The organism is Corallococcus sp. AB045, assembly GCF_003668895.1.
GTDB lineage: Bacteria > Myxococcota > Myxococcia > Myxococcales > Myxococcaceae > Corallococcus > Corallococcus coralloides.
In genome coordinates, this window is the sequence record NZ_RAWN01000021.1 from 58,951 (window position 1) to 69,924 (window position 10,974).

General features: G+C 68.7%; 8 protein-coding genes and 1 pseudogene. 8 read left to right on the plus strand and 1 reads right to left on the minus strand.

Features of this window, described 5'->3' with window-relative positions:
* Nucleotides 1-114 precede the first annotated feature (114 nt).
* The 6 genes from D7Y21_RS07710 to D7Y21_RS41395 all read left to right on the plus strand — a co-directional run bounded on the left by D7Y21_RS07710 (nt 115) and on the right by D7Y21_RS41395 (nt 9,525).
* On the plus strand, nt 115-5,778 hold the full coding sequence (locus D7Y21_RS07710) for a hypothetical protein (protein WP_121712204.1): 5,664 nt from the start codon (nt 115-117) through the stop codon (nt 5,776-5,778).
* A 33-nt stretch (nt 5,779-5,811) separates the two neighbouring features.
* Nucleotides 5,812-6,732 (plus strand): CHAP domain-containing protein, encoded by a 921-nt coding sequence (locus D7Y21_RS07715; RefSeq protein ID WP_233591347.1) that lies wholly within the window; start codon nt 5,812-5,814, stop codon nt 6,730-6,732.
* Nucleotides 6,733-6,809: 77 nt separating this feature from the next.
* Nucleotides 6,810-7,211 carry a hypothetical protein gene (locus D7Y21_RS07720; protein ID WP_233612014.1) on the plus strand — a complete coding sequence of 134 codons (402 nt, stop codon included), beginning with the start codon at nt 6,810-6,812 and terminating at the stop codon, nt 7,209-7,211.
* A 185-nt stretch (nt 7,212-7,396) separates the two neighbouring features.
* Nucleotides 7,397-8,440 (plus strand): hypothetical protein, encoded by a 1,044-nt coding sequence (locus tag D7Y21_RS07725; RefSeq protein ID WP_147469210.1) that lies wholly within the window; start codon nt 7,397-7,399, stop codon nt 8,438-8,440.
* A gap of 39 nt (nt 8,441-8,479) precedes the next feature.
* Entirely contained in the window at nt 8,480-8,875 is a 396-nt protein-coding gene (locus tag D7Y21_RS07730; protein ID WP_121712208.1) for a hypothetical protein, read from the plus strand.
* Nucleotides 8,857-9,525 carry a hypothetical protein gene (locus tag D7Y21_RS41395; RefSeq protein WP_147469211.1) on the plus strand — a complete coding sequence of 223 codons (669 nt, stop codon included), beginning with the start codon at nt 8,857-8,859 and terminating at the stop codon, nt 9,523-9,525. The genes D7Y21_RS07730 and D7Y21_RS41395 overlap by 19 nt, the downstream gene beginning before the upstream one ends.
* Nucleotides 9,526-9,770: 245 nt before the next feature.
* Here D7Y21_RS41395 and D7Y21_RS07735 read toward each other — a convergent pair.
* Nucleotides 9,771-10,238: pseudogene (locus tag D7Y21_RS07735) on the minus strand (IS3 family transposase); the annotation flags it as partial.
* A 65-nt stretch (nt 10,239-10,303) separates the two neighbouring features.
* On the opposite strand from D7Y21_RS07735, the gene D7Y21_RS07740 reads away from it, so the two are divergent.
* Both D7Y21_RS07740 and tnpB read left to right on the plus strand, forming a co-directional pair.
* Nucleotides 10,304-10,618 carry a hypothetical protein gene (locus D7Y21_RS07740; protein ID WP_121712210.1) on the plus strand — a complete coding sequence of 105 codons (315 nt, stop codon included), beginning with the start codon at nt 10,304-10,306 and terminating at the stop codon, nt 10,616-10,618.
* A 4-nt stretch (nt 10,619-10,622) separates the two neighbouring features.
* Nucleotides 10,623-10,974: IS66 family insertion sequence element accessory protein TnpB (gene tnpB / locus D7Y21_RS07745; RefSeq protein WP_147469212.1), on the plus strand; the 352-nt coding region annotated here is incomplete at its 3' end.

Genomic DNA, 10,974 nt, shown 5'->3' on the forward strand with positions numbered 1-10,974 from the left:
CACGTGTGCAGCGCCCTGCACAACCGCCACTCGCCCGACGCACCCCGGTGGATTTCAATCCTGCGCCTTTCCAGGGCATTCTCCGTGGCACGGTCGTTGTAGAGGGGGAGTTCCATGTACTGTCCTGCCTGCCGACAAGAACGCCTGGGAAGCGCGTCCCAGTGCGTCGTCTGTGGCAATCGTCTCGCCGCCCGCGCCCGCTCCGCCATCGAGGCCGAGCTCGCGCATGTCCACTTCCTCCTGGACGAGGTGCGCCGCTGGGACGTTCACGACGTGCCGCCCAACGTCGCCCGCCGACTCTCCGAGCGCTACGAGCGCCAGGCTCGCGTCCTCCTCTCCGTCCTCACCGAGACGCCCATCGACGCGCTGCCGTCCGCGCCCGTCGAGCTTCACAACGAAGCCGTGAGCCCTCAGCTGATGGGGGAAGGCGCCGTCGCCCTCGGCCCCGTGACGCTTCCCACCGTGGATGCGGCCGCCGATGTGGCTTCCGTCGAGCAGGTCGCCGCGAATGTCGTCGCGGAGGTCTCTGCCTCCACTGATCACGCGGCTGTCGTCGATTCCTCCGTCGCTCACGTTGCTGCTGCTGATACCGCTGTCGCTGACACCGCCGCCGCTCCGGACGCTTCCGCCGCTGTCCCTGTCGCTTCCTCGACTTCTGGTTCCACGGGCGCTTCGTTCCACTTCAACTCGCTCGACCTCATTGCGTGCCTGGGTATCGCTTCGCTGTCGGATGGCTCCGCGGCTCGCCGGTTGAACGCGGGCCGTGCCTCCGCCGAGTCCCGCGCGCGGGCCGTCAACGAACAGTGGACTGCTCGCCAGTTGCCTCCGAATCCGGGCGAACCGTTCGTGGAGCCTCCCGCTCCGAACAGCCGCACCGCCCGCATCGTCGAGGAGGCCTCGACGTGGAGCCGCGTGTGGCGGCCGTTCCTCTACGAGAGCATCGCGTGGTTCATCGGCGCGTTCCTCATCCTCTCCGGCACGCTCTACTTCGTCTTCGAGTCCTGGGACGGGATGACGTCCGTCACCCGCTCGCTCACCGTCTTCCTCATGACCGTGGGCTACTCCGTCGGCTTCTCCGTGTGGGGCGGCTACCTCGCCCGCCGCGAGTCCCTGCGCAAGCCGGGCCGCATCCTCGGCCTCATCGGCTCCGCGGTAGCCCCGCTCGGTGGCGTCGCGCTGGGACCCCTGGGCTTCGGTGAAGCGCTCCATCTCGACGGCGTGCGTCCCTTGCTGCTCGTGCCGCTCCTCTTCGCCTGGTCTGGCGTCGCCGCGTGGCTCGCCCGCAAGCCCGTGGAGTCCTTCGACGCGCCCTCGCGCCCGTTCATCCAGTTGGGCCTCGTCGGCGTCACGCTCATCATGGGCCTGGCCCCCGTGGCCGCGCGCGTGGGCGTCCCGGCGGTGTGGCTCAACGCCCTGCCGTGCATCCTCTTCTTCCTGCTGTCGAGCAAGGCCACCGAGACCCCTCGGAAGGGCGGTGCGCTCACCTTCGCGCTCGCCGCGCCCCTGTTCCTCACCGCGATGTTCGCCATCCGGTTGCACCTGGCCCTGGGCGCCGCCGGGACCTCCGTTCCTCCTGGCACCTACGCGCCCTTCGCGGCGTTCCTGCTCGCCACCTGCCTGCGCTTCCGCACGCTCGATGAGAAGCGCGCCGCGGATCCGCTCGCGGTCCTCACCATCGCGCTCCAGGTGGCCTGCCTCGCGGGCGCCATCGTCGGCACCAAGCCTGCCTTCTTCTTCACCGCCGCCATCTTCACCGGCACGCTCGTGTCGCTGTCGCGCGGCCCCCTGAACCGCCTGCCGTGGCTCTACCCGGCGTACGCGGGCGCCTACTTCAGCTATGCGTCCAGCGCGCAGTTGATCCCGCACGCCCTCACGCTCCTCATCAATGCCATCAAGACGCGCATGGGCTACCCGCCCGCGGCGCCGCTGCCCATCCAGTACGGCGCGCTGACGGCCGTCCCGTTCGTGCTCGCGGGCCTGGTGCTCGCGTTCTTCGCCCAGAAGCGCGGCGAGCGCACCGGTGACGCTCGCTCCCTGGGACTCGCGGACGTGCTGCTGCGCTGCACCACCTGGGCCGCGCCCGCGTTCGCCATCTACTCCCACCTGGGGCCCGACTCGCGGCCCTCCTTCTTCGCCACGCTCGCCCTGGCCGTGCTGTCCCTGGGCGCGGGCCTGCTGTTCAAGCGCTTCCCGCTGTCCGCCGTGGGCGCGGTGCTCTTCGGCCTGCTGCCCTACAGCGCCTTCCGCGTCTACGGCGCGGCCCCCGCGGCCGTCGTGTCCGGCGTGCTCGCCCTGGGCCTCGCGGGCCTCACGTGGCGGCTCACGGACGAGCGCACGCGGCGCTTCATCTCCGCCGTGGTGGGCGTCATCGCGACGGCGGGGTTCGCCATCGCGCTGGGCACGACCCCCGTCGCCGCGCCCGTCGTGGGTATGACGCTGGGCGCCGCGGGCGTCCTGCTGGCCGCGTACCGGCTGCGCGACGAGAACTACCTGGCCTACGGCGCCTTCCTCGCGGGCGCCATCCTGCCGAAGCTGGCCGCGGCCCACTCCACGCAGGCGCTGGTCGCGGCGATGGTGGGCGGCTCGCTGGTGCTGGCGCTCCTGGGCGAGCGCGGAGGCCTGCTCAAGCGGTTCGGCGTGCCGGGCCTCCTGTACGCGGGGCTCGCGGTGGTGTGGGGCTTGGTCGACCAGACCTTCATGGGCCCCGTGCTCCTCACCGCCGCCGCGACGGTGGCGGTGGCCTCCCGTAGCTTCCCCGGCGTGCGGCCGTTCGCGGTCGTGCTCGTGGGCTTCGCGCTCCTGCCGGACGTGCCGCACGTCTACACCGCATGGGGTCTGTCGCCGGGGCTGTCGTTGGTGCTGCTCGTCACCGGATCGCTCGTGGGCTCCATCGTCGCCGCGCGCAAGGGCAAGAGCGCGAGCACCACCACCGCGGGCATCCTCGCGCTCATCCTGCCGCTGGTGCCGGTGGCCCTGGCCCGCTCCAGTGATCAGACCCTGTTCCTGATGGGCGCGGCGCTGGCGGCGCTCTTCACCGCCCGCACGCTGCCCGTGACGCTGGGGCTGATGCTGGCCTCCATCGAGGCCGTCTTCGCGCTGCACTCGTCCGGCCCGCTGGCCCTGCTGGGGCTCGCCACGTTCCTCAGCGTCCTGGCCCTCCTGGAGGACGTGCCCGCGGTGCGGCGCATCGCCGCGGGCGGCGAGTCCTTCCGCATCGTCGCCACGCTGGGCGCGATGGTGGTGCTGGCGGACGCCTCTCTGTCGTGGGACGGGCACGTGCTGTCGGAGATTCGCGGCGCCACGCAGCTCGCGCTCATCGGTCCGGCGCTGCTGCCGCTGTTGTGGACGCGCTCGCTGCACCGGCCCTTCGCCGCGGCGCTGATGGTGCCTTACGGCGTGGTGACCTTGATGGCGTGGCACCCTCCCTTCGGGTGGACCGCGCTGCTGCCGCTGTTCCCGCTGCTGGTGGTGCGCGTGGTGGAGCACGTGCCTGCCGCCGCCTCGCTGCTCCTGCGCTCGCGGGAGGAGCGCCCACGCCACGAGCTGTCGATGAGCATGCAGGTGGCGCTCGCGTGCCTGGGCGGACTGGCGCTGCTGGTCCCGGAACAGGACATGAGCCAGCGCACGGCCCTCTTCTGCGCCATCGCGCTGGTGCCCATGACGGGCCCGCTGCCCTCCTTGCGCGTCATCGCCGCGTCCGGAATCCTGATGTTCATCCCGGCGGCGCGGCCCTGGGCCACCGGCCTGTTGCTGGCCCTGGCGCTGGCGGAGCACCACGTACCCCAGGCCCTGGCCTCCTTCTTCCGTGGCCCGCGTGACATGGCGTTGCGCACCTCCGCCACGGCGTCGGCCCTGGCCATCGCGGCGATGTCCACGCTGATGTCTCCGACTCCTGGCGCGCTGGCCGTGCTGGGCGCGGTGGTGGGGATGTCCGCGTTCCTGCTGTCGCAGCGCTGGCTGCTCACGGCGGCGGTGGCGGCGTTCGCGCTGGCGCCGCTGGGCCAGACGGGAACCCTCGCGGTCGGCGAGTGGCGTCCGGAAGGTGCCGTGCTCGTCGCACTCGTGGGCCTGGCCTCCGCGCTGCTGTCCGCGCTGTGCCAGTCCGGCGCCGTGCAGCGCACGCTGACGAACGTCACCGCGCGCCTGACGCCCGGCATCGAGGGCACCTGGAGCGAGCCGCTGTGGGCCGGCGGCGTCGGCACCGTGGCGCTGCTCGTGGGCTTGCGGCTGTTGGACGCGGGGCCGGGCGAGCTGCCCCTGTCCGTGGCGCTGGTCGCGGGCGCCGCGTCGCTGACGCTGATGGTGACGCGCGAGCGCCTGATGATGAACGCCGCCACGGCGCTGCTGGGCCTGGTGCTGGTCGCCGCCGTGCCGCCGCTGTGGACGCCCGCTGTGGTGGCGGGCACGGGCCTGCTGCTGGCCGTCGTCGGCTTCGCGCTGGACAGGCGCGGCGTGACGGTGGGCGCGGCGCTGCACCACGGTGGCGCGATGCTGGCGCTGCTGTCACTCGCGGGCCTGCGCTCGCTCACGCACCCGGGCATGCCGCTGTGCGTGTTCTTCGCGTGGGCCACGGCGTGGGTGGTGGTGCTGCGCCGCCGCGACCGCGAGTGGGTGGGGTGGCTGGCGTCCCTCTTCGCCGTGCACGCCTTCCTCCTGAACTACGGCGCGACGCACTCCACGGGCCGGGGCGCGCAGTTCCTCCTCCCGTACTTCGGCGCGGCGACGGCGCTGCTCGCCACGCTGGTGCTGTCCGTGGCGGGCAAGGCGGTGCGCGGGCGCATGGGACGCGCGTTCTCCATCATCGCCCTCACGGAGGTGCTGTTCGCGGTGCTGGCGGTGCGCCTGCCGGGCGGCGCGGCGCGCGAGGCGTGGGTGGCGTGCGGCGGGCTCGTGTTCCTGCTGTTCGCCCTGGTGCGCCACGCGGCGCGCGAGGAGGACGAAGCCTCCGCGTGGCTCGCGCAGGCGGTGGTGGCGATGGGCTACTTCTGCGTGCGCTTCATCGGCCTGGACGCGCACCCCGGCGCCGCGGACAGCCTGGTGTCCATCATCGGTGGCGCTGCCTTCACCGGCCTGTACCTCTTCGTGCGGCGCGAGGGCGCGGGCCTCAAGGCCTTCCGCCGTCCCGCCGTGGCGGGCGCGTGGCTCTTCCCTCTGGCGGGTCTCTTGACGGTGCCGTGGAGCCAGCCGTTCGTGGCGATGGCGCTGCTCGTGGGCTACGCGGCGCACTTCGCGGCGCTCGCGGCGTGCACGAAGCAGAAGGGCGCCGCGTCGACGATGTCCGTCGCCGCCTTCAACACGGCGCTGTACCTCGTGTGGCTGGGCACCGGCTCCGGCGAGCCGCAGTACTACGTCATCCCCGCGGGCCTCTCCCTGCTCCTGCTCCTGCGCGTCTTCCGCAAGAGTCTGTCGCGGGACGCCTACGCGCAGCTGCGCGCCCTGGCGGTGACGGGCATCTACGTCGCGGGCGCGTGGAAGCCGCTGCTCTTCAACGACGGTGAAGCGATGCTCCTGTGCGTGTTCCTCTGCCTGGTGGGCGTGGGGGCGGGCATCGCGCTGCGGATCCGCTCCTACGTGTACCTGGGCTCGGCGTTCCTGGTGACGGCGGTGGCCGCCAACCTGGTGCGCTTCGGCATGCGCGACCACCGCATCGGCGCCCTGTTCCTGTCGATGCTGGGACTGCTCGTGGTGGGATTCATGGTGGTGCTCAGCGCCCACCGCGCAGCCCTGCTCCAGAAGTACGCCCGGGTGCGCGACCTGCTCGCGACCTGGGAGGGATGATCCCAGTTTGACGTAAAACGAATCCGGGGTTGAATGCGCCCGCTTTCACCCCCGGAGGACTTGTTGCTGCTGCGCCGTTCGTCGCTCGTCACCCTGATGTCGTTGGGCAGCCTGGTGGGTTGTGCGCACGTCCCGGACGCCGCGCCTCGCATGGCGGTGGAACTTCCGGCCGCGCCCGTCGCGCGGCCCTCCGTTGAAGCCCCAAGCGTCGCGTCGGTGGGCGCGGCCGGTGCACTCGGCGTGAAGGCCGAAGCGCCTCCGCCGCTGGCCTTCGTGATGCCGGAGGGCAGCGCGGGACTGGCGGCGCTGCTGGAGGCGGATCCGCACCCGGTGCCGGAGGAGGCGGGCGTCATCGCGGCGGCGCTGGAGGCCGCGGCGCTCTTCACCGGTCCCACGCAGGGGCCGGGCGCCTTCTGGGACGAGCTGCTGCCGCCGTCGAAGCTGGCGCGCGGCATCGTGGCTCGCGCGGCGCAGTTGGTGGGCGCGCGGCGGTTGGACCGCTCGGTGCCCAATGATTGTTCGGGGCTGGTGCGGCTGGCGTACCTGCAGGCCGGCATCGACCTGGTGGCGCACGGCTTCCTCGCGGGCGAGAACGCGGTGACGGGCATCTTCCGTCGCGCGCAGGCCGCGAACGCGGTGCACCGGTTGAACCCGCGTCCGGGCGACCTGGCGTTCTTCAAGGAGACGTACGACCGCAACCGCGACGGCAAGCGCAACGACGGCATGACGCACATCGCGGTCGTGGAGTCCGTGGCGCCAGACGGCACCGTGACGTTCATCCACCGGGGCGGCAAGGGCGTGGCGCGCAGCCGCATGAACCTGGCGCGCCCCACGGTGCACAAGCTCAACTCCGGTGCGCTGCTCAACGATTTCATCCGACCGGCGAGCAAGGGGATGCGCGCGTACCTCGCGGGGGAGCTGTTCGTCGCGTTCGCTTCACCTGGAGGTTTGTAGTCTCACGGCAGTCTCAAGGGCCTGCTCGCACCGCGAGCGCGTTTGAATCCAGACGCGGGTGTGGCGTCATCCCGCGCATGAGACTGCCCCTTCTGCTGGGAAGCCTGTTGCTGTCGTCCGGCTGCATCGTGGCGGAGACGCGTCCTTCGCGTCCGCATCCGAGGCCCCCGCCGCCGTCACGTCCCGTGGCGATGAACTACGACGAAGCCGTGCGGCGCGGGTTCGACCAGTGCCGCTCTCGCGGCTACCGCTGCGACCTGCAGGAGGCGCACCTCACCGGCAACAACGTGTGGAAGGTGAAGTTCCGCGTGGATGGCCGGGGCGAGAAGGGCCACCTGCACCTGGACTACGACGCGTACTCGCGCAACCTCATCAAGGTGAACGACAAGGTGAAGGACAAGGGCGGCCGCGGCCGGGACGACGACTGGGACGGCCCGGGGCGTGGCAAGAAGAAGGGCCACGCGCACCGGGACGACTGACGCGCCGCGAATGCGGCTCTTTCGGAGGGTGCGTCCAAGGCCTACAGCACTTGCTCAGCCGACAACGCCCGCGTTATTGTAGGAAACTTTTCGCCACGCGAGCAGGCGAGGAACTCGCTGCTTGGTAGTACCTCATCGTCCTAGGAGTATTCGCCGTGCGCGTTCGACCGGACCATTTGGTCTACTTGGCCCAGAAGCTGACCCGCCCCGAGGAGGAGAAGAAGGAGATTGTTGCTGCGGCAGGTTCGGGCAAGATCACGGCGCGTTCATGGGCTCTTGCCGAGATCGAGAAGGACGTTCCAGGTACCGAAGCTCGTCTCAAGCGGCTCTACACGGCGTATAGTCGGCAGTCCCTCTTTCTGTGGCAGATGCCTGCTCTCGCGATCTTCGAGACGCCTGTGGGTCTGTTGCAAGCGGTGGGCGAGGCGGTGCGTCGCTCGACGGGGAATGACTTCAACGAGGCTCAACTGTCGGAGGACTGGGTCCGCGTCGATCAAGTGTCGGACAATCTTGGAGTGCACGAGGACGTCATCGCCGAAGAGGACGAAGACGATAGTGTCGAGGACTCCTCTCTCCCTCCTCCGCGCGTCGTCCGCGTGCGAGTTGGTACTGAGATGCTTGGCCTCGGGGTTCGGCTTACGAAGCGCCAGTATTTTATCCGAGAGGACAATGAGCGCTCGGTCGACTGGACTCAGGACATCAACCTCTCACTGGATCTTGCTCAGCCAGGGAGCCGAGCGCTCGTGTTCGGAGGTTGGCAGGAGTCGAGGAAGGCTGTGCGCACTGTAGTGGAGTGGCTGACGAACGCTGAGGTGCCCCGCCGTAACCCCGCGCTGAAGCGGTACATTGAGCCCTTCCATTTCGATGAGAGCCACGTTCTTGCGCTTGAGGCTGACCTCGGCCTTGAGTTCGTCGGCTTTCGCGGTGACGACGCTCAGGACGTGGCCGGTAAGATTGCGATGGAGGGGAAGCTCGCCGGCTTCAAGATGGCTCCGCTCGACCTCTCGGACGAGCGCATCAAGTCGCAGGTGGGAATCCCTCAGGACATCCGCATCTACAACTGGGACTATCAGCATCCCGACGATGGGTTTGTTGAGGGAACGATCGTCGCCTTCTTCACAGGGCCGACCACTCAGCATTCCCACATCAGCTTCCTTCGGAAGACTAGCCAAGCGGCCATGGCGGACGTAGTAAACGCCCTTTCTGCAGTAGTCAGACCAGCGGTGTAGATTACCGCTATGGCGCTACCCTCCATAGAACAAGTTCGTATGGACATCAGGAAGCGCATTGAGACGGCCTACCTAACCAAGCGCTCGGCCCTCTTCGTGCCCCAACAGTTCATTGCTGCGCAGGTTGGGCCGGCCAAGGAGGTTCTGACTGCCCTCCAAGAGCTCGTCGCCGACCACTACTTGGCGGAGAAGGCCACGGTAGTGTGCGCCTTCGGTCATGAGTTCTGGGGAGGCCCACCAGCGCGCGCCATCGCAGAGGGGGCGCTCGATGCAGAGTGCCCAGTCCCAAATTGTCCCTCGCACGAGTTTAGTGATGAGGAGCGCGACGACGAAGAGACCAAGAATCGCGTCATTCTCCGCTACTCCATCACGAGGCCTTGGCGCGAAAGCCTGGACGCGCAAAAAAAAAGCCTGGAGTGCCAAGCGAGCAGGTGACAACCACGCCAGGGCTGCCTCCGGAGCTGGATTTACCTGAGGTCCGTGCGGCTCTTGCTCAGTTCGATCGAACAGCAACCCAGAACCTCTTCGACACGCGCCTCTCCATCAACATCGGGTACGTCGAGCGCCTTAATCTGAGCCACACTAAGGTCGAAGGGGAAGGGAACCTCGTTGGGGTCGCGCTAGACTCCGAACAGCGGGGATTCTCACTAGTCTCGCCGCAGCAAAACGAGAACCTCATGGCCCCATCCGACAAATCGAAAAAAACGCCTCCCGAGATCATCGCTACGGCAACCGAGGGGTCGAAGCAGAAGGACTTCAACGCGGAAAGCGGTCGTATCCGAGCGAGCGCGGGTGGGAAGTCGACCCAACAGGGCTTTCGAACTGGGAAAAGTGCAGCCAGTTCCGATGACCTCAAGCCTTGGTACCGAAACTCCACCATTATTGGTGCCATCATTGCGGGACTCTTCGCGCTTGGGGCGGCATACATCGGAGCCGCGCATTTCTGGACCAAGAAGGACGAACCACCTGCCCGTGGTATCGACGCGAAACAGGAAGCAGGCGCACCAGCCGACAGGAACGAGCAGCCGGTCTCTCCCGAGGGAGGGCAAGAGGCTCCAACGCGACCAGGACCGAGCGGCCGATAGAGGCGCATTGCGATAATCAAAAAGGCGGATCCCGAACTTGAGTGGTGATGCTGGCCTCGACGACATAAAGGCCAGTTCCAAGATGAATCATCGGCGCTCACCGCAATGTAGGAACCTTCGCCAAAACGGCGTGCGATGCGTAGAAGCGCCGCGTGGTGCTCGGGCTCTTGTGGTTGATGAAGGCCGCTACTGACAGTGCTCGTCAGTCGACGTGTGAGCTTGCCCGGACTCGGTGGACAGGTGGGTTAAGCAGCCAGCGGCACCTGTGAGGCAGCCTTCTCGAACTCGACGGGGCTGACGTAACCGAGCGAGGAGTGCCGCCGTTTGCGGTTGTAGAACACCTCGATGAACTCGAACAAGGCGGCCTTCGCGGACTCGCGCGTCGGGAAGTCCTGCTCGTGCACCAGCTCCGTCTTCAACGTGGAGAAGAAGCTCTCCACCACGGCGTTATCCCAGCAGTTGCCCCTGCGACTCATGCTGCACTGGATGCCGCGGTCAGTCAGCGCTCGCTGGTAGTCCGCACTTGCGTATTGGCTGCCTCTATCCGAATGGTGCAACAACCCCGCCGGGGGACGGCGCCCTTTCAGCGACATGTCGAGGGCCGAGAGCACCAGGTGCCGGTCGATGCATCGGTCCATGGCCCAGCCGATGACACGCCGGCTGAAGAGGTCCAGTACGACGGCCAGGTAGAGCCAACCCTCGCGCGTGGTAACCGTCCGGCCAACGACGTGCCGTGAGGCATTGCCGGGGTATCGGCGCGCGGCGGACGCTTCCGGGCATGGCGAAGCAGGTGGAGAAGCCGGAGTGGGCGCGCGTCGCGAAAGCCTTCGAGGCGAGCGGACAGACGCAGCGGGAGTTCGCGTTGGCGCGGGGCATGAGGCTGAGCACGTTGCAGTCGTGGGTGTACCGGGCGCGACGGAGCGCGCCGTCGCGAGTCGAGCCGGTGAGACTCTTGCCGGTGCAGGTGGCGGCGAGTCCCGCAGCGACGGAGTCCATGCTGGAGGTGGTGGCCGCGAGCGGAGCGCGGGTGCGATTCGCCGTCGGTACCGACGTGGCGTACGTGGCCCGGCTCGTCACCGCGTTGGGGCGGTGAGAGGGTGTTCGCCCTACCTGCCTCGGTGCGCGTGGTGCTGGCGGTGGAGCCGGTGGACATGCGCAAGTCGATTGATGGTCTCATGACGCTGGTGCGCACGGCGTGGGGTGAGGACGTCTACTCGGGGCACCTCTTCGCCTTCGTCTCCAGGCGGGGCGACCGCATCAAGGTGCTGACGTGGAGCCGGGGTGGCTTCGTGCTCCTCTACAAGCGATTGGAGGCGGGCCGATTCCGGCTGCCGCCGGTGGACGCGGGCGCGCAGGCGGTGACGCTGGACGCCACGCAGTTGGCCATGCTGCTGGACGGCATCGACGTGGCCCAGGTGAGGCGCCAGCCCGCCTGGACGCCTCCCGGGC